The sequence below is a fragment of the Blautia sp. DFI.3.45 genome (genome assembly GCF_020593505.1).
GTDB lineage: Bacteria > Bacillota > Clostridia > Lachnospirales > Lachnospiraceae > Blautia_A > Blautia_A wexlerae.
In genome coordinates this window covers 21,895-41,029 of record NZ_JAJDMI010000032.1, presented here as the reverse complement: position 1 = coordinate 41,029, position 19,135 = coordinate 21,895, and the positions used below count along the sequence as shown (strand labels likewise).

The 19,135-nt window shown below is 42.8% G+C and carries 18 protein-coding genes; 13 read left to right on the top strand and 5 right to left on the bottom strand.

Going from position 1 to position 19,135, the window contains the following annotated elements; translation table 11 throughout:
- The 3 genes from LJE09_RS11825 to LJE09_RS11815 all read left to right on the top strand — a co-directional run.
- Window positions 1-980: IS200/IS605 family accessory protein TnpB-related protein (locus LJE09_RS11825; RefSeq protein ID WP_227311360.1), on the top strand; the 980-nt coding region annotated here is incomplete at its 5' end.
- A 176-nt stretch (window positions 981-1,156) separates the two neighbouring features.
- Window positions 1,157-1,402, top strand: a complete 246-nt coding sequence (locus LJE09_RS11820) for a hypothetical protein (RefSeq protein ID WP_227311359.1) — start codon at window positions 1,157-1,159, stop codon at window positions 1,400-1,402.
- Window positions 1,402-1,611: a hypothetical protein gene (locus LJE09_RS11815; RefSeq protein ID WP_025579221.1), complete on the top strand. Its 210-nt coding sequence runs from the start codon at window positions 1,402-1,404 to the stop codon at window positions 1,609-1,611. The genes LJE09_RS11820 and LJE09_RS11815 overlap by 1 nt, the downstream gene beginning before the upstream one ends.
- 228 nt (window positions 1,612-1,839) lie before the next feature.
- Here LJE09_RS11815 and LJE09_RS11810 read toward each other — a convergent pair whose 3' ends face one another.
- The 5 genes from LJE09_RS11810 to LJE09_RS11790 all read right to left on the bottom strand — a co-directional run bounded on the left by LJE09_RS11810 (window position 1,840) and on the right by LJE09_RS11790 (window position 4,405).
- Complete coding sequence (locus LJE09_RS11810; RefSeq protein WP_025579219.1) at window positions 1,840-2,658, bottom strand: DUF4097 family beta strand repeat-containing protein; 819 nt, start codon at window positions 2,656-2,658, stop codon at window positions 1,840-1,842.
- Window positions 2,655-3,269 carry a DUF1700 domain-containing protein gene (locus tag LJE09_RS11805; protein WP_055052532.1) on the bottom strand — a complete coding sequence of 205 codons (615 nt, stop codon included), beginning with the start codon at window positions 3,267-3,269 and terminating at the stop codon, window positions 2,655-2,657. Before LJE09_RS11805 ends, LJE09_RS11810 begins: the two co-directional genes overlap by 4 nt.
- Window positions 3,266-3,583, bottom strand: coding sequence for a PadR family transcriptional regulator (locus LJE09_RS11800; protein ID WP_025579216.1), 318 nt, complete (start codon window positions 3,581-3,583; stop codon window positions 3,266-3,268). The genes LJE09_RS11805 and LJE09_RS11800 overlap by 4 nt, the downstream gene beginning before the upstream one ends.
- A 302-nt stretch (window positions 3,584-3,885) precedes the next feature.
- Window positions 3,886-3,990: a hypothetical protein gene (locus LJE09_RS19210; RefSeq protein WP_172678371.1), complete on the bottom strand. Its 105-nt coding sequence runs from the start codon at window positions 3,988-3,990 to the stop codon at window positions 3,886-3,888.
- A gap of 25 nt (window positions 3,991-4,015) precedes the next feature.
- Window positions 4,016-4,405, bottom strand: a complete 390-nt coding sequence (locus LJE09_RS11790; RefSeq protein ID WP_227311357.1) for a LysR family transcriptional regulator — start codon at window positions 4,403-4,405, stop codon at window positions 4,016-4,018.
- A gap of 401 nt (window positions 4,406-4,806) precedes the next feature.
- Here LJE09_RS11790 and LJE09_RS11785 point away from each other — a divergent pair, with 401 nt between their 5' ends.
- The 10 genes from LJE09_RS11785 (at window position 4,807) to LJE09_RS11740 (ending at window position 18,966) form a co-directional block, all read left to right on the top strand.
- Window positions 4,807-7,590, top strand: a complete 2,784-nt coding sequence (locus LJE09_RS11785; protein ID WP_227311356.1) for a transporter substrate-binding domain-containing protein — start codon at window positions 4,807-4,809, stop codon at window positions 7,588-7,590.
- 137 nt (window positions 7,591-7,727) lie between these two features.
- Complete coding sequence (gene uvrB, locus LJE09_RS11780; RefSeq protein WP_008707386.1) at window positions 7,728-9,716, top strand: excinuclease ABC subunit UvrB; 1,989 nt, start codon at window positions 7,728-7,730, stop codon at window positions 9,714-9,716.
- Window positions 9,717-10,175: 459 nt separating this feature from the next.
- On the top strand, window positions 10,176-11,216 hold the full coding sequence (gene hrcA / locus LJE09_RS11775; RefSeq protein WP_008707388.1) for a heat-inducible transcriptional repressor HrcA: 1,041 nt from the start codon (window positions 10,176-10,178) through the stop codon (window positions 11,214-11,216).
- A gap of 17 nt (window positions 11,217-11,233) precedes the next feature.
- Entirely contained in the window at window positions 11,234-11,878 is a 645-nt protein-coding gene (gene grpE / locus LJE09_RS11770) for a nucleotide exchange factor GrpE (protein ID WP_022381213.1), read from the top strand.
- A 60-nt stretch (window positions 11,879-11,938) separates the two neighbouring features.
- The gene (gene dnaK, locus LJE09_RS11765) at window positions 11,939-13,816 is read left to right on the top strand and encodes a molecular chaperone DnaK (protein WP_008707391.1); all 1,878 of its coding nucleotides are present in this window, start codon (window positions 11,939-11,941) and stop codon (window positions 13,814-13,816) included.
- Between the two features lie 119 nt (window positions 13,817-13,935).
- Window positions 13,936-15,123, top strand: a complete 1,188-nt coding sequence (gene dnaJ / locus LJE09_RS11760; protein WP_022381214.1) for a molecular chaperone DnaJ — start codon at window positions 13,936-13,938, stop codon at window positions 15,121-15,123.
- Between the two features lie 131 nt (window positions 15,124-15,254).
- Entirely contained in the window at window positions 15,255-15,968 is a 714-nt protein-coding gene (locus tag LJE09_RS11755; protein ID WP_020994104.1) for a phosphatase PAP2 family protein, read from the top strand.
- Between the two features lie 117 nt (window positions 15,969-16,085).
- Window positions 16,086-17,039 (top strand): 50S ribosomal protein L11 methyltransferase, encoded by a 954-nt coding sequence (gene prmA / locus LJE09_RS11750; protein ID WP_022381215.1) that lies wholly within the window; start codon window positions 16,086-16,088, stop codon window positions 17,037-17,039.
- Between the two features lie 4 nt (window positions 17,040-17,043).
- Window positions 17,044-17,790, top strand: a complete 747-nt coding sequence (locus LJE09_RS11745; RefSeq protein ID WP_055058742.1) for a 16S rRNA (uracil(1498)-N(3))-methyltransferase — start codon at window positions 17,044-17,046, stop codon at window positions 17,788-17,790.
- 21 nt (window positions 17,791-17,811) lie between these two features.
- On the top strand, window positions 17,812-18,966 hold the full coding sequence (locus LJE09_RS11740; protein WP_118613740.1) for a cysteine desulfurase family protein: 1,155 nt from the start codon (window positions 17,812-17,814) through the stop codon (window positions 18,964-18,966).
- Window positions 18,967-19,135 lie beyond the last annotated feature (169 nt).

Below are 19,135 nucleotides of genomic sequence, written 5' to 3'. Positions count from 1 at the left end.
TTGTATATGAAAATCACGCCATGCCGGTCTTCTACCGTGATGTCATGTATCGTGAGGGAGCGGAAGGGAAAGACGAAGCATACCTGAAACTCTATGACGGCCATGACTGGAAATGGTTCTGTGTACGTCTGGCTCATACAGATATGGCATATCTGAGAAAATACTGGTCAGGGAAAAAGGCATCTGCCCCGACTCTGGAAAAGAGACACCAGAAGTACTTTTTGCGTTTTTCCTATACAGAAGAAGTAACACTTACCAAAACACCTGTGAAAGAACAGGTTATCTGCAGCGTGGACTTAGGGATCAATACCGATGCAGTCTGTACCATCATGCGGGCAGACGGAACTGTCCTGGGAAGAAAATTCATAGATCATCCCAGTGAAAAAGACCGGATGTACCGCACACTGAGACGGATCCGCAGATCCCAGAGGGAACATGGTTCTGCGCAGACACAGGGAAGATGGGCATATACGAAACGTCTGAATACAGAACTGGGCAAAAAGATTGCAGGTGCGATTGTAAGATATGCGGAAGAAAACCATGCAGATGTGATCGTGTTCGAGTATCTGGAGATGCAGGGGAAGATATCGGGAAAGAAAAAGCAGAAACTGCACCTGTGGAGAAAAAGAGATATCCAGAAGTGCTGTGAACATCAGGCACACAGGAAAGGGATGCGGGTATCCCGGATCTGTGCATGGAATACCAGCAGATTGGCTTATGATGGTTCCGGGGTGGTAATACGCGACTGGAAAAACCACAGCCTCTGTACTTTTCAGACAGGAAAACGATATAATTGTGACCTGTCAGCATCCTGTAATATAGGGGCGAGATATTTTATAAGGGAACTTTTAAAACCCCTTCCGGCAACGGAAAGGTCTTTACTGGAGGCAAAAGTCCCTTCTGTAAAGCGTAGAACCTCATGTGTCTATGCAGATCTGAGGAAACTCCATTCAGAAATGGAATTTTTAAAAGCAGCATAGATACAGGCAGATATACAGCGGACTACCTGTAATGTGGGAACCAGCCATATCTGGCATGGGAAATGCGCATAACTGCGCACCTAAGTTACAGGCGTATCCGCCGATATTCAGTCTGACGCCTAAAGCGTCTGGAAGCATGTGACTTTAGTCATGTGAGGTTCACGAAAAACGGAGGCTTGTCAGAAAACTCATGGATAACTTCCGGAATCCGCCAGCAGGAATATGAGTCCTATTATGCGGATAATGGTTCTCTTTTGTTTATCGGAATCTTTCTCGGTTCTCTTTTCCTTATGGGAACAGCTATGATTATTTATTATAAACAGATTTCCGAAAGATATGAAGATCAGAAACGATTTGAGATCATGCAGAAGGTTGGATTAAGTCTCGGGAGGTCAGAAGTTCTGTCCGCAGACAGATTCTGATGGTATTTTTCCTCCCGCTGTTAATGGCAATGCTTCATATTACCATGGCATTTCCAATGATCCGCCGGTTACTTTTACTTTTCGGAATGACGAATACGAAGCTGTTTATTGGATGTACGGCGGGAACAGTATTGATCTTTGCTGTTGTGTATGGGTTGATTTATCTTATGACGGCGCGTTCTTACTATCATATTGTAGAACGCAAATAAATATCAGGGTCAGAAGATTCTTAGATCATTCGTGTTTATACGATGAGATTTTGGAAACTTCTGACCCTGATATGTTTATTTATATTTTATGATTAGATAGAAATTTTCAGTCAAAAAGAATGAGCGTATTAGAGCGTGTTTGAAAAATCATTCAGCATTCCTTTTTGAATGTCAATCGGAAAATTTCAGGGAAAGGCTCTGTTGTTGAGAATGAAGTAAACAGTAACGTTATCTGCACTTCAGCCTTATATTTCCACTGTCAGTCTGGATCACCAGATTTCCGCCCGTTCCTTTTTGTGTGTAAGAAATATCACAGTCATCTTGGTCTTCCACCATCTTACCGGTCAGCGCATCATCTACATTGATATCTCCCATATCAGTATTCACCTGTATGTTCCATGTGCGCATCACGTCTTCTTTACCAATAAAACAAAGATCACCCATATCCGTTTTCACTTTCAGATTATTGAAATCACAATTTTTAAAAAATACATCTCCTGAATCCGTCTGAACGGCTCCATTTTCGATTTCGCATCCATTCAGCAATATATTGCTCATATCCGATTTAATATCTGCAAGCTTCCATTTCTGACCTTCCGGCACGTAAATTGTTACCACATTTTCATCTGTAGTAAGTGTTCCTTCACCCAAAAGACCCGACAAAAATCCGATATCAACATGATAATAAGTCTTCCCATCATTGTTATTTTCCTGAATCCTTAATTTACCATCCTTTACCTGATAACTGATCGGATCCTTTTTCTGATCGGATGCCCGATAAGAAATATAACAGTACTGATCATTTGAATTGACTACTTGCAAATTCATATCTGTCATGGAGATGTCTGCTGAGTCGAAATCATCAAGCTTTGTTTTCTTAAGAACCATCTCATTATCGCTTTTTTTTGCAGCTCCATCCATTTTGTTTAAATCCGCTGATTTCACATATTTACTTCCACCGCTCGCAACACCGATGCCCGTCAAAGCTGTACCACATACACAGCATCCGACTCCTACTGCAAGCCATGCCTTTGCCCATCTTTTCATCGTTCTAACCTCTCTCTCTTTCTGCCAGTGATCCGGCGTACCAGCTTCGCAATTAGCATGCTGCTCCATTTACATAGATATACGCACAACAGTACACCAAGGATGCCAGCGCCCACAGCCAACAGCCCACTTCCTGTAAGCATTGCAAAACCGCTCATAGAAAACGGGACTGCCAGTATACCGCGGACAAGGATTTTCCCGCCAATAAGCATCAGACATAAAACTACACATAACAAAATTGCAAATACACACACAACTAATGCAAGAACGACTGCAGCAAATGCTGCCAGAAGCGGAGCTCCTACCGGTGCTGCAAATAATACCAATAGCGCTATCCATACCACATGTTTTCCGGAACCTTTCTGTTCTGCTCTGGTCTGTCCATCTGTTTCATAATTCTGATGATCTTCTATTTTCTTATTCAGAAGATTCGCCATCAGTTCTCTGGCAGCCTCCTTCGGCGTACCAAGTTCTTTCATCAGTTCTTCTGCTCCTTCCTCATCTGTCTCCTGAAAATACTCGGTAAAATATTCCATTGCATCTTCATAGTCCTGTCTCGGAAGCTTCCGCAGATATTTATGCAGCTGGTTTAAATATTCCTCTCTGCTCAACCTCTTATCCTCCCTTCAATAATCCCATCTACAGTGTCTTTGTAGATTTGCCATTCATTGCTCAGATATGCAATCTGTGCCTTGCCTTCTTCTGTAAGGGAATAGTATTTTCTCTTTCTTCCCTGATACTCCTGCGAATAGGTAGTCAGATATCCTGCACTTTGTAACTTCTTCAATATGGGATAGAGCGTAGATTCTTTAATGTCAGCAGCCTTCTTCACTGTCTGACTGATCTCATAGCCATAAGAATCCCTGCTTTCTACCACTGACAGTATCATATATTCAATCAATAATGCTGATACCGGAAAATACATTGAATCACCTCCTGATATATATGTAAAATATTTATATATATAAATTTTACATATACTATACTTCGATGCTACCACAATGTCAATACATATATAAAATTTTTATATATATTTTTCGGAGCTCAATCGTTATGGTATCTCTGGACAATCTGCAATGGATTTCTGATATCAAACTATTCATTTGACTATCTTTTGGAGTGTGTTTGAACATATCGGTATTTCGTGGAGTCTGACTCCAATATGCATGACCTCATGTGGTCATAAAAATATACGCATCAGCCGTAAAACTGATGCGCACATAAAAATTATTTTACTGTAACTGTAATCACTTTATATATACCATTCTGTGCATATACCCATATCTTACAGTTTCCCTTTCTCATAGCTTTGATTACACCATCAGATGTCACAGTTACTACTTTTGTATTACTGCTTTCATAGCAGAGCCTTGTTAAACTTATCAATATTATACTGTTCCATATTTACCAGAGCCAGATCCAGAGTGTCATCCTGTACCAGATTGCAGGCACGGACAGAGCCATATTCCTTCAGAACAACAGCAATTTCCGAATATTGCCGGTGAAATGCGGTGAGAAGCTCAGGGAAAAAGACGGTGCTCAGCATAGGCGGGATCCCAATACGAATAGGAGGCTTCACTCTCGCCATACTGGAGTAATCTGCCTGAAGCTCGTTGCAGTATTGAAGAATGTAAGTGGCTTTATTATAAAGCTCTTCGCCTTCTTCAGTAAGGATCAGTCTGTTTCCTTTTCTATAAAAAAGGCTGATGCCGAATTCAATTTCCAGATCGCGGATAGCAACGGACACAGTGGGCTGCTTTTTTCTGTATACGAAATTCAAATAAATAGTAACTTTAATACTTGGCGTACAAATGATTATGCCACTGCTGAATCTCTTTTCTCTGCCTTGAAATAAAAAAATTATCCTGCAGGTATCTTTCTTGTCCTTCGCACGCTGCTGAACTGTCTTGATTGCATTATTTTATGGAATTGCTATAGGCATTGAATTTTGGCAGGGAAAGATTATCTGAAAACTGAAAAATGAGTATAAAAAATAAATATAGGGCTGTTGCAATGACGGAAAATAAGGTATGATATCTGCAGAAGCATGATACATGTTTCCATAACCCGGGTGAAGTAAATGAAAAAGGCAATAATCTGTTGAGATATCTTCACCGGATAGACACAAAATCATTTGGAGAAAGTTATATGAAAAAGTTTAGGTTAAATGTACAGAGACATATCTGCATTTTATTATGCCTTATTTTATATATTACTGTGCTTCCCCTTCCTGTATCAGCAGAGGAAGCAAAATCCAAAACAGTCAGAGTAGGCTGGTATGAGGGAACCTATAATACCACAGGACCAGACGGTCAGAGGAGAGGCTACAGCTACGAATACCAGCAGGCAGTAGCTGCGCATACCGGATGGAAATATGAATATGTGGAGGGAAGCTGGGCAGAACTGATGAGTATGCTGAAAAATGGACAGATCGATCTGCTGGGAGGCATTTCCTATACAGAGGAACGTTCCACTTCCATGCTTTTTTCAGAATTGCCTATGGGAGAGGATAAATATTACCTGTATGTGGATACTTCTAATACAGATATCTCCATTTCAGATCTGACTACATTAAATGGAAAAAGAATCGGTATGCTGCCGAATGCACTTCCTGCCGAAATGTTCCATGAGTGGGAGAAAAGTCATGGAGTGAACACGCAGCAGGTTGATATTACCGGTGCAGATGATGTTCGTCAGAAATTGAAAAATCATGAAATTGACGGATTTGTTTTAAATGAATCTCCACAGTGGGAAAGAGACGATATTTCTCCTGCTATTCTGATTGGTAGCTCCTATAATTATTTTGCAGTCAGCAAAAAACGCCCGGATTTGAAAGAAGAGCTGGATCAGGTAATGCAGAAGATAGAGAGGGAGAATCCTTTTTATACAGACGATCTTTATAAAAGGTATCTCTCTGCAAATTCCCTTGAAACTCTTACGGATGAGGAACAGAACTGGCTGGAACAGCATGGGGCGGTCAGGATTGGATATCTGAAAAATGATGTGGGTATCAGCCTTGTGGATACGGAGTCAGAGAAACCGGTAGGAATTATTAACGATTATATTAGTCTGGTATCCGGTTATCTGGGTGAACAAGCCATAGAATTTCAACTGACAGGTTTTGAATCCCAGGAGAAAGAGCTGCAGGCATTAAAGGATAACAGGATTGATATGATTTTTCATATGAACCAGAATCCATATGAAGCTGAGCAGAATGATATTGTATTGTCAAATACTGTTTTTGAAATTAATGTTGCAGTACTCACCGGTGTTAAGAAGTTTGATGAAAATAAAGAGAATACAGTAGCAGTGAGCAGGAATAACCTGCTGGGGAAGTGGTATATTTCTTTTAATTATCCATTCTGGAAAATAAAGGAATACGACTCATCTGCTGAGGCCGATAAAGCAGTTCAAAGTGGAGAGGCAGACTGCTTTGTTGTGAAGGCAGGACAGTCATTAAAGACACTGGAGGACAGCAAAATGCGCAGTATTTTTCTTACGAAATCCGGCGCTTCCTGCTTTGCGGTCACCAGGGAAAACACAACATTAATGAATATCCTGAACAAAACCATTCAGACTCTGCCTGCTTCCAGACTTTCCAGTCAGTTTTACGTATATGAAAACGCACCGGGCAAGGTTACTCTGGCAGAATACATAAAGGATAATCTGCGGGTAGTTTCCATTTGGTTTGTAAGTGTGGTCTTGATTATTGTATGGATTATAGTTTATCTGCTGATACAAGCGAGAAAAGCCAAGATTCAGGCAGAAAAGGCTAATGCCGCCAAATCAGAGTTCCTTTTCAATATGTCTCACGATATCCGGACACCCATGAATGCCCTGCTGGGATACAGTGAGCTGATAAAAAGGGAACTGACTGATCCGAAACTTCTGGATTATCAGGAGAAGATGGAACAGTCCGGAAATCTGCTTCTGTCTATTATCAATAATGTGCTGGACATGGCCCGGATTGAAAGCGGTAAGGTGGAACTGGATGAAGATTATGTGAAGATCAGAGATATTTATCAGGGAATTTACAAAATTTTCCAGGCGGAAGCGGAGAAAAAATGTATTCACCTTAAGATGGAATATGATGTCAAGCATGAGCACGTAATCTGCGATGAGACGAAGAACAAGGAAATTTTCCTCAATCTGATCAGTAATGCGGTAAAATATACAGCTTCAGGGGGAAGAGTTACCATAAGGATCACAGAGCTTGACTGTGACAGGAAAGACTATGTGCGGATACGGACTCAGGTAATTGATACAGGTATCGGAATGAGCGAAGAATTCCTTCCATCTCTCTTTGAGGCTTTTGCCAGGGAACGAAATACAACAGACGGAAAGATTGCGGGAACAGGTCTGGGAATGCCGATCATAAAGAAGTATATTGATATGATGTACGGAACTATTGAAGTAGAAAGTAAGCAGGGAGAAGGAAGTAAATTTACAGTTACCCTGGAATACAGGATTGCTGATAAGAGCTACTATGAACAGGATACGGAAAAATCTTCAGATGTGGATGAAACAGACAGAATCAGCGGAAAACATATTTTGCTTGCCGAGGATAATGATCTGAATGCGGAAATCGCACAGTTTATCCTGGAGGATATGGGACTTATGGTTGATCGTGTTGAGGATGGAGTTCAGTGTGTGTCAAGGATAGAACAGAAACCGGCAGGCACCTATGACCTGATCCTTATGGATATTCAGATGCCGAACATGGACGGCTACAGGGCAACTGAGATGATCCGCGGACTGTCAGATAAAGACAAAGCCACTATTCCAATCATAGCCATGACAGCCAATGCCTTTGAGGAAGACAGAAAAAAGGCACTGGCAAAAGGAATGAACGGACATATTGCAAAACCTGTTGATGCAGAAAAAGTTGAGAAGACTATTTGTTCGGTTTTAGGCAGCCAGAGTGAACAGTAACGCGACACGTTAAAGTACAGAACAGGTATTCGCTTGCTCTGTACTTTTTTTATATGGGATGATATACTGAAAATATAACCATATTAAACATATTTCAATTTTTGATAAGTGAAATTTGATTAAAACAGGAGAATATTATGGATCATTTTGAATTGCATTCCGAGTACAAGCCAACTGGAGATCAGCCTCAGGCAATTGAACGTCTGGTCAGAGGCTTTAAAGAAGGCAACCAGTTCGAAACTTTACTGGGTGTCACAGGCTCCGGTAAGACCTTCACTATGGCGAACGTCATCGCCCAGCTTAATAAACCAACCCTCATCCTCGCCCACAATAAAACTCTCGCGGCGCAGCTTTACGGTGAGATGAAAGAATTCTTCCCTGAGAACGCAGTGGAATATTTTGTCTCCTATTATGACTACTATCAGCCGGAGGCTTATGTCCCGTCTTCAGACACCTATATTGCCAAAGACTCCTCCATCAATGACGAGATTGACAAACTCCGTCTCTCGGCCACAGCCGCAATGTCAGAGCGGAAAGACGTAGTGGTCATTTCCTCCGTTTCTTGTATCTACGGATTGGGTTCCCCTCAGGAATTCTTTGACATGATGATCTCTCTGCGTCCGGGAATGACCAAAGACCGGGATGAGGTAATCCGGGAACTGATCGACATTCAGTACACCAGAAATGAGATGGACTTCCACCGAAGCACCTTCCGTGTCCGTGGAGATACTTTGGAAATTTTTCCTGCCAACAGCTCCGATACAGCCGTGAGAGTAGAATTTTTCGGAGATGAGATTGACCGTATTTCAGAAATTGATGTACTGACAGGAGAAATCAAATGCCAGCGTTCTCATATCAGCATCTTCCCTGCATCCCACTATGTAGTGCCAGCAGAACAGATCCAGAGAGCAGCTGTAGCAATAGAAGAAGAATTAAAAGAACGTGTAGAGTATTTCAAAAGCGAAGACAAGCTTCTGGAAGCCCAGCGAATCTCAGAACGCACCAATTTCGACATTGAAATGATGAAAGAAACCGGATTCTGTTCAGGAATCGAAAATTATTCCAGACATCTGTCAGGATTAAAGCCCGGACAGCCGCCATACACACTGCTGGACTATTTTGGAGATGACTTCTTACTTATTATAGATGAATCTCATATCACAGTACCTCAGGTAGGAGGAATGTACGCCGGTGACCAGAGCAGGAAGCAGACATTGGTGGACTATGGTTTCCGTCTTCCTTCGGCAAAGGACAACCGTCCTTTAAGCTTCGAAGAATTCGAATCCAAACTGGATCAGGTCATGTTTGTATCTGCCACTCCAGGACAATATGAGTATGATCATGAACTCCTCCGTGCAGAACAGATCATCCGTCCAACCGGACTCCTGGATCCGAAAGTAGAAGTCCGCCCCATTGAAGGCCAGATCGATGATCTGATCGGAGAAGTAAACAAAGAAGTGTCAAAGAAACACAAAATCCTGATTACCACTCTCACCAAACGAATGGCAGAAGACCTGACAGAATATATGAAAGAAGTAGGAATCAGAGTCCGTTACCTCCATTCCGATATCGATACCTTAGAGCGTGCCCGCATTATTCGTGATATGCGTCTGGATGTTTTTGATGTTCTGGTAGGAATCAACCTTCTTCGAGAAGGCCTGGACATCCCGGAAATCACCCTGGTAGCAATCCTGGATGCAGACAAAGAAGGTTTCCTCCGTTCCGAAACCTCCCTCATCCAGACCATCGGACGAGCTGCCCGAAATAGCGAAGGTCACGTGATCATGTACGCAGACAACATGACCGATTCCATGCACAAAGCCATCACCGAAACCAACCGCCGCCGAACCATTCAGGAAGCCTACAACAAAGAACACGGAATTACTCCGACTACTATCAAAAAAGCAGTCCGCGATCTCATCGCCGTATCCAAAGCAGTAGCCGAAACCGAAGTCCGACTCCAGAAAGACCCAGAGTCCATGACCCGTAAAGAACTCACCAAACTCATCGCCCAGGTAGAAAAACAAATGCGCGCCGCAGCCGCAGACCTCAACTTTGAACAGGCCGCTGAACTACGTGATAAAATGATCGACCTGAAAAAGAATCTGGATATTTTAGACAAATAGTGCTATAGAAGAGGCGATTCGCCTCCCAGGCGAGAGCCCCGCCTGTATAATCGTCCTGAACAGCCAGCGGGGAGAAATTATTGATATTGTGTGCATTTGCAGGATGCTTAGAGATACTTAGTCTGCAGAAATCTGCGTTATGAGCCGGCTGCATCACCTGTCTGAGCGGAGTCTGCGACGGAGCGAGTTTGACAAGCCGGCTCATGCCTTTAGCAGATTTCTGCAGACTTAGTATCTCTTAGCGTCCGAAACCGCACACAATATCAATAATTTCTCCCCGCGTCCCCTTTCTATAACATAATCCTAATAACCCCTATTGTTCATAAAATAACAAAAAATTCACAAAATAATATTGACAAACCAAATCAAGAGTGCTATCTTATGAGCATAAGGTGTTAGCACTCCTAAAACATGAGTGCTAACAAACCAAAAACAAAGGCAGTAAAGGAGTGGAACTTCATGGATCAGGAATTAGATGATCGTAAAAAGAAAATACTAAAAGCCATCATCAAAACCTACATGGAAACAGGCGAACCGGTGGGTTCCCGGACCATTTCCAAGTTTGCAGATTTAAATGTAAGCTCTGCCACCATCCGGAATGAGATGTCAGACCTGACAGATATGGGATATATCGTACAGCCCCACACCTCAGCCGGAAGAATTCCTTCTGATAAAGGTTATCGCCTCTACGTAGACGAGCTGATGAAAGAAAAGGAATCAGAGGTTCAGGAAATCAAGGATCTCATGATAGAGAAAACTGACAAACTGGATAAAATGTTGAAGCAGGTAGCAAAGGTACTGGCCTCCAATACCAACTATGCAACAATGATCTCTGTTCCACAGTACAGCGGAAGCAAGATTAAATTCATCCAGCTTTCCCGTGTGACACCCCTTCAGCTTGTGGCAGTAGTAGTGAGTGATAACAATGTCATCCGAAACCAGATCATCAATCTGGATGAGGAGATGGACGATCAGACAATCCTGAAATTAAATCTTCTTCTTAACACCAACTTAAATGGGGTGCCCATTCAGGATATCAACCTGGGAATGATTGCCCGCCTGAAAGAACAGGCAGGTGTACATGGCTCTGTGGTTGGCACAGTCCTTGATGCAGTGGCAGACACCATCCAGGTAGACGAAGACGATATGCAGATATATACTTCAGGAGCAACCAACATTTTCAAGTATCCGGAGCTTGCAGACACAAGCAAAGCGAGCGAGCTGATTTCAGCATTTGAAGAGAAGCAGGATCTGGTAGACCTGGTGAAAGAGAGAATGTCTGATACAGAGAACACAGGAATTCAGGTGTACATTGGTGATGAGATGCCGGTGCAGACCATGAAAGACTGCAGTGTAGTCACAGCCACTTACGAACTTGGAAAAGGAATGCATGGTACCATCGGTATCATCGGTCCCAAGCGTATGGATTATGCAAACGTAGTTGACAGCCTGAAGGCTTTGAAAGTCCAGCTGGACGAACTGATTAAGAAAGAGAGTTAGAAAGGCGGTAATAGAGAGTGTCAGAAGAAACAAAGAACACAGCTCAGGAAGAAGAGACAACAGATACTCCGGTAACAGAAGAAACTGTTGAGAATGAACCTGAAGTTGTAGAGAACGGCGAAGCAGAAACAGAGGAAATCCCGGTAGAGGACGGAGACGAGGAAGCTTCCCAGGATGACAAGAAAGACAGCAAATCAAAAACTTCTTTCTTCGGCAAGAAGAAAAAAGAAAAAGATAAATTTGAACAGCAGATTGAAGAACTTACAGACAGGCTGAAACGAAACATGGCTGAATTCGATAACTTCCGTAAGAGAACGGAGAAAGAGAAATCCAGTATGTATATCATCGGAGCCAAGGACATAGTTGAGAAAATGCTTCCGGTTGTGGATAACTTCGAGAGAGGTCTTGCACAGGCACCTGAAGGAGATTCTTTTGCAGATGGCATGAAGATGATCTACAAACAGCTGATCACCACATTAGATGAGCTGGGCGTGAAACCGATTGAAGCAGTGGGTAAGGAATTTGATCCGAACTTCCACAACGCAGTAATGCATGTGGAGGATGAAGAAGCTGGTGAGAATATTGTGGTAGAAGAATTCCAGAAGGGTTACACCTACAAGGATTTCGTAGTCCGCCACAGTATGGTAAAAGTAGCCAACTAATTTACATGAAAATATAGAATATATCAAATCTAGTTGAAAATAAACAGGAGGAACAAGATTATGGGAAAAATCATTGGTATTGACTTAGGTACAACAAACAGCTGTGTAGCCGTAATGGAAGGCGGACAGCCAACAGTTATTGCTAATACAGAAGGCGCAAGAACAACACCATCAGTTGTCGCTTTCACAAAAACAGGAGAACGTCTTGTAGGTGAACCTGCAAAACGTCAGGCAGTAACAAACGCAGAGAGAACAATCTCTTCCATTAAAAGAGAGATGGGTACTGACTATCGTGTAACAATCGACGACAAGAAATATTCTCCACAGGAAATTTCCGCTATGATTCTTCAGAAACTGAAAAAAGATGCAGAAGGATACCTTGGTGAGAAAGTTACAGAAGCAGTTATCACAGTTCCTGCATATTTCAATGATGCTCAGCGTCAGGCAACAAAAGATGCCGGTAAAATCGCAGGTCTTGATGTAAAACGTATCATCAACGAGCCAACAGCAGCAGCTCTTGCATATGGTCTTGACAATGAAAAAGAACAGAAGATTATGGTATACGATTTAGGTGGCGGTACATTCGATGTATCTGTGATCGAAATCGGTGACGGCGTTATCGAAGTACTTTCCACAGCAGGTAACAACCGTCTTGGTGGTGATGACTTCGACCAGAAAGTTACAGATTACATGCTTGCAGAGTTTAAGAAAGCAGAAGGCGTAGACTTAAGCAATGATAAGATGGCACTTCAGAGATTAAAAGAAGCTGCAGAGAAAGCAAAGAAAGAGCTTTCTTCCGCAACAACTACAAACATCAATCTGCCATTCATCACAGCTACAGCAGAAGGCCCGAAACACTTCGATATGAACCTTACAAGAGCTAAATTCGATGAATTAACACATGACTTAGTAGAAATGACAGCAGAACCGGTACGTCGTGCACTTTCAGATGCAGGTATCACAGCATCTGAACTTGGCCAGGTACTTCTGGTTGGTGGATCTTCCCGTATCCCGGCTGTTCAGGATAAAGTAAGACAGTTAACAGGCAAAGAGCCAAGCAAGAACCTGAACCCGGATGAGTGTGTAGCACTTGGTGCTTCTATCCAGGGTGGTAAACTTGCAGGTGATGCAGGCGCAGGTGATATCCTTCTTCTGGATGTTACTCCACTGTCACTGTCCATCGAGACAATGGGTGGTATCGCAACAAGATTGATTGAGAGAAATACTACAATTCCTACAAGAAAGAGCCAGATTTTCTCAACAGCAGCAGACAACCAGACAGCAGTAGATATCAACGTTGTACAGGGTGAGCGTCAGTTTGCAAAAGACAACAAATCCCTTGGCCAGTTCCGTCTGGACGGAATCCCGCCAGCACGTCGTGGTGTTCCGCAGATTGAAGTTACATTTGATATCGATGCAAACGGTATCGTAAATGTATCTGCTAAGGATCTTGGAACAGGTAAAGAACAGCACATCACAATCACAGCTGGTTCTAACATGTCTGATTCCGATATCGACAAGGCAGTAAAAGAAGCTGCTGAGTTTGAAGCACAGGATAAGAAACGTAAAGAAGCAATCGATACAAGAAACAATGCTGATTCCATGGTATTCCAGGTTGAGAATGCACTGAAAGAAGCCGGAGACAAGATCGATGCTAATGATAAAGCTGCTGTAGAAGCAGACCTGAACGCACTGAAAGATTTACTGTCTCAGACTGCAAATGCAGAAGAGATGACAGATTCTCAGGTAGCAGATATCAAAGCTGCTCAGGAGAAGATGATGGAAAGTGCTCAGAAGCTTTTCGCTAAAATGTATGAGCAGACACAGCAGGCAGGCGGCCAGGCAGGACCGGACATGAATATGGGCGGCGGTGCAGCAGGCAGCACAGATGCAGGAAACAACGATGATGTTGTAGATGCTGATTACAAAGAAGTATAATGTGACATTTCTGTAAAAGCAGAGATTTGCAACGGAAATATCAATAATAACTGTTCAGTGGGAGAGTCTCTCTCACTGAATAGTTGTGTTATAAATAAAACGGGTATAGGATTAAAATCATGGCTGATAAGAGAGATTATTATGAAGTCTTAGGCGTGGACAAAAGCGCCGATGACGCAACACTTAAAAAAGCATATCGTAAGCTGGCCAAGAAGTATCACCCGGATGTAAATCCAGGAGATAAAGAGGCTGAGGCGAAATTTAAAGAGGCAACAGAGGCTTACACCATCTTAAGCGATCCGGAGAAGAGAAAACAGTATGACCAGTTTGGCCATGCGGCTTTTGAAAACGGTGGCGGAGGTGCCGGCGGCGGCTTCGGAGGTTTTGATTTTAACGGTGCTGATATGGGTGATATCTTCGGCGATATTTTCGGCGATTTATTTGGCGGCGGCAGCAGAAGCAGACGTGCCAATAATGGTCCGATGAAGGGAGCTAATCTCCGCGCACGCGTAAATATTACTTTTGAAGAAGCTGTCTTTGGCTGTGAGAAGGAACTGGAGATCGTACTGAAAGACGAGTGTACCACCTGTCATGGAACAGGTGCGAAGCCGGGTACTTCACCGGTAACTTGTCCGAAATGTCATGGAGAAGGTCAGGTTGTTTATACACAGCAGTCCATGTTTGGAATGGTGCGTAATGTACAGACTTGTCCGGATTGTCATGGATCAGGTAAGATCATCAAGGATAAATGTACTTCCTGCCGCGGAACCGGATATACGTCTTCAAGAAAGAAGATTCAGGTATCTGTACCTGCAGGTATTGACAATGGTCAGAGCATCCGCATCCGTGAGAAGGGTGAACCGGGTACAAACGGAGGTCCGAGAGGCGATCTGCTTGTAGAAGTAAATGTTGCACGTCATCCGATCTTCCAGAGACAGGATATGAATATCTTCTCTACTGCGCCTCTTACATACGCGCAGGCAGCACTGGGCGGTACTGTACGTATCAACACAGTGGATGGAGAGGTTGAATATGAAGTGAAACCCGGAACTCAGACAGACACAAGGATCCGTCTGAAGGGAAAAGGTGTACCGTCTCTGAGAAACAAGAATGTACGTGGCGATCATTATGTGACTTTCGTTGTGCAGGTTCCTACAAACCTCAACGAAGAAGCAAAAGAAGCACTGCGCAAATTCGATGAGGCGTGTGGTAACCGTCCGAAATCAAAAGATTCTGATGATTTTGAAAAACCGGAAAAGAAGAAAAAGAGTTTCATGGATAAATTAAAAGAGACTTTTGAGGATTAATTATAAAAGAAAATTAAAGAAAAGAGGTTTACCCTCTTTTCTTTTTTTGTATAGTCGTGTATATTGAAGAGTAACGGTAAAAATCAGATGAACAGACAGGAATAAAAGTTTCCTGAGAAATGGAGAGATATTTGACAAAAACAGAGAAGATCGCAGCTTTTCGGGAGAAGTATCTCCCTGTATGGGTAATTTTGCCGCTGATAAGCATTTTTGTATTAAACTGTCTTATTTACTGGGGAAGCGGAGTACTGACAGCAGACAGATATCATTTTGATTTTACCATGTCACTGGACAGGGCAGTGCCGTTAATACCACAGTTTATCTGGATTTATATTCTGGCATTTCCTTTTTGGGCAGTGAATTATATTCTGGCTGCACAGAGAGGAAAAGATGGATTTTATCGGTTTGTGGCAACTGATCTGACTGTTCATATTACATGTTTTATTATTTTTCTGGTTTTGCCAACTACCAATGTCAGACCTGAAATTGCAGGAACTACATGGTCTCAGCAGATGCTTAAGTTTGTTTATCTTATGGATGGTGGAAACAGTCCGTCTAACTTATTTCCGTCAATCCATTGTTATGTAAGCTGGCTGAGCTGGCGCGGAGTCAGTAAATCAGAGAATATTCCAAAATGGTATCAGCATTTTTCACTGATTTTTGCAATACTGATCATTATTTCTACCCAGGTGCTTAAACAGCATTATCTGGTGGATGCCATTGCCGGAGTTGCACTGGTAGAATTGGCGTGGAGATTTTACAGCAAAGGAAACCGCCACGAGATATTCAGACATTTTTTTGAAAAAATAAGTGAAGCATGCAGTCGGTGGGTAAATAAGAATTGACTGGATGTGGTGAGATGCTACATTATGGGAATAGCTGCAGAGTAACAGAGAATGGGCCAGACATATTTTGGGATGATAATAGTTAATTATATAACATAAAGAAATGGAGACAATTACATGAAGTGGAACCGTTTTACAGTAAAAACGAAAACAGAAGCAGAAGATATCGTTATCAGCACACTTGCAGAAGTCGGCATTGAAGGCGTGGAAATTCAGGACAAACAGCCTCTGACTGAGGAAGACAAGGCTCAGATGTTTGTAGATATTATGCCGGAAGGACCAGCAGATGACGGCATTGCCTATCTGAATTTTTATCTGGAAGAAGATGCAGACAAAGAAGCAATCCTGAAAGATGTTCGTGAAGCATTAGATGACCTGAAGAATTTTATGGACATCGGGGAAGCTACCATTGAAGAATCTCAGACAGAGGACAAGGACTGGATTAATAACTGGAAACAGTATTTCCACCAGTTCTATGTAGATGATATCCTTATCGTACCGTCATGGGAAGAAGTAAAAGCAGAGGATAAAGACAAGATGATCCTCCACATTGATCCGGGTACAGCCTTCGGTACAGGTATGCATGAGACTACTCAGCTTGTGATTCGCCAGTTAAAGAAATATGTAACACCGGATACAGAGATGCTTGACGTAGGAACCGGAAGCGGTATCCTTGGTATCGTTGCCCTGAAACTTGGTGCGAAACATGTACTGGGAACAGACCTTGATCCATGTGCAGTTCCTGCAGTTGCAGAGAATAAAGAAGCAAACCAGATCGTGGATGAAACTTTTGATATGGTGATCGGAAACATCATTGACGATAAAGCGATTCAGGATCAGGCAGGATATGAAAAATATGATATCGTAACAGCAAATATCCTTGCAGATGTTCTGATCCCTCTGACACCGGTAATTGTAAACCAGATGAAAAAAGGCGCTTACTACATTACTTCCGGTATTCTTGATGTGAAAGAAGAAGTTGTAGTGGAGGCAGTAAAAGCAGCAGGCCTGACGGTCGTAGAAGTGACACATCAAGGCGAGTGGGTTTCCGTAACAGCAAGAAAGGACTGATCCTATGCAGCGTTTTTTCGTGGAGCCTTATCAGATTGAGGAAGAGGCACACCGTATCCACATCAATGGGACGGATGTAAATCATATTAAAAACGTTCTCCGCATGAAATGTGGGGAGGATGTGTGGATCAGTGACGGAGGAGATAAAGAATACCACTGTCAGATTGAAGAACTGGGAGAGGATGAGGTTCTGCTGCACATCCTTTATGCACAGGAGCCGGAATATGAGCTGCCCAATAAGCTTTATCTTTTTCAGGGACTGCCGAAAGCAGACAAGATGGAACTGATCATCCAGAAAGCAGTGGAGCTGGGAGCTTTTTCCGTAATTCCGGTAGAGACAAAGCGATGTGTGGTGAAGCTGGATGCTAAGAAGGCGGCAAAGAAGGTGGTTCGCTGGCAGCAGATCGCGGAGAGTGCAGCAAAGCAGTCCAAGCGAATGCTGATCCCGGAGATTCATGAAGTAATGACCTACAAACAGGCACTGGAATTTGCGAAACAGTTAGATGTAAAACTGATCCCGTACGAACTTGCCAAAGGAATGAAAGAAACCAGAGAAATCCTCAGCGAGATTAAGCCTGGACAGTCTGTCGGTATCTTTATCGGACCGGAGGGTGGATTCGAGGAAGAAGAGGTAGCAAAGGCACTGGAAGCAGGTGCCCATGCGATTACACTTGGAAGACGAATCCTCAGAACTGAGACAGCAGGACTTGCGATTCTTTCAGTTCTGATGTTCCAGTTGGAAAATGAATAATAGAAACAAGAGAGAACAAAAATGGAAGCATATTTTGATAATTCAGCCACGACCCGTTGCTTTGAAGAAGTAAAGGACATCGTGGTAAAAACAATGATGGAAGATTTTGGAAATCCATCTGCCATGCATCAGAAAGGTGTAGACGCAGAAGGGTATGTCAAAGAATCTGCCAGAACGTTGGCACAGATACTGAAAGTAACAGAAAAAGAAATCCTGTTCACTTCCGGCGGAACAGAGTCAAACAACCTGGCTCTGATCGGTGGTGCGCTTGCCAACAAACGAAGCGGTAATCACATTATCACAACTGCAATAGAGCATGCTGCAGTCAGCCAGCCAGTAGCTTTTTTGCAGGAACAGGGATTTGAAGTGACCATTCTTCCTGTAGACGGGCATGGAGTAGTAAAACTTGACGCATTGGAGAAAGCATTAAGGCCGGATACCATTCTCGTATCTACAATGATGGTAAATAATGAGACCGGTGCGGTTATGCCTGTAGAGAAAATCGGTGCAATGATCCAGGAGAAGTGTCCGAAGGCGCTGTATCATGTAGATGCGATCCAGGCATTCGGTAAATATCGTATTTATCCGAAGAAATGGAATATCCATCTTCTGTCTGTCAGCTCACATAAGATCCATGGACCAAAAGGAGTTGGATTCCTGTACATCAACAGCAAGGCAAAAGTGCAGCCTCTGATTCTCGGCGGCGGCCAGCAGAATGGCATGCGTTCCGGAACAGACAATGTACCGGGAATCGCAGGACTTGGTGTTGCAGCGAAGATGATGTACCAGAACTTTGACGAGAAAGTAGAGCATCTTTACCAGCTCAAAGAACGCATGGCAGAAGGACTTTCTAAGATTGACGATGTAGTAATCAACGGAATGCCTGTCAGAGAAGGCGCACCGCATATCTTAAGCGTCAGCTTTCTGGGAATCAGAAGCGAGGTATTGCTTCATACCTTAGAGGACAGAAACATTTACGTATCAGCAGGAAGCGCATGCTCCAGCCATAAGAGAAAACCAAGCGCAACACTTTCAGCAATGGGAATGAGCAATGCACAGATCGAGAACACTGTACGTATCAGCTTCTCAGAGGAGAATACATTCGAAGAAGTTGACTACTGCCTAGAAGTTCTGAATGAAGTACTGCCGATGCTGAAACGCTATGCACGCAGATAACAAATAATAGTTATAAGTGATATTTGGAATGGAACCTGAGATAAGCTCAGGAATATTTGAAAAGGTTGTTAATAGCATTTATATGAATTCTATTTGAAAATTACAGATATTAAATCCAGAAAAATATTAATTCTAATATTATATAAAACAATTTATTATAAGCAAAATA

Coding starts and splice junctions, on each gene's coding strand:
- LJE09_RS11815 (WP_025579221.1), top strand. CDS start 1,402: ATGGTATTTTTCCTCCCGCTGTTAATGGCAATGCTTCATATTACCATG.
- LJE09_RS11810 (WP_025579219.1), bottom strand. CDS start 2,658: ATGAAAAGATGGGCAAAGGCATGGCTTGCAGTAGGAGTCGGATGCTGT.
- LJE09_RS11800 (WP_025579216.1), bottom strand. CDS start 3,583: ATGTATTTTCCGGTATCAGCATTATTGATTGAATATATGATACTGTCA.
- LJE09_RS11785 (WP_227311356.1), top strand. CDS start 4,807: ATGAAAAAGTTTAGGTTAAATGTACAGAGACATATCTGCATTTTATTA.
- uvrB (WP_008707386.1), top strand. CDS start 7,728: ATGGATCATTTTGAATTGCATTCCGAGTACAAGCCAACTGGAGATCAG.
- hrcA (WP_008707388.1), top strand. CDS start 10,176: ATGGATCAGGAATTAGATGATCGTAAAAAGAAAATACTAAAAGCCATC.
- dnaK (WP_008707391.1), top strand. CDS start 11,939: ATGGGAAAAATCATTGGTATTGACTTAGGTACAACAAACAGCTGTGTA.
- dnaJ (WP_022381214.1), top strand. CDS start 13,936: ATGGCTGATAAGAGAGATTATTATGAAGTCTTAGGCGTGGACAAAAGC.
- prmA (WP_022381215.1), top strand. CDS start 16,086: ATGAAGTGGAACCGTTTTACAGTAAAAACGAAAACAGAAGCAGAAGAT.
- LJE09_RS11745 (WP_055058742.1), top strand. CDS start 17,044: ATGCAGCGTTTTTTCGTGGAGCCTTATCAGATTGAGGAAGAGGCACAC.
- LJE09_RS11740 (WP_118613740.1), top strand. CDS start 17,812: ATGGAAGCATATTTTGATAATTCAGCCACGACCCGTTGCTTTGAAGAA.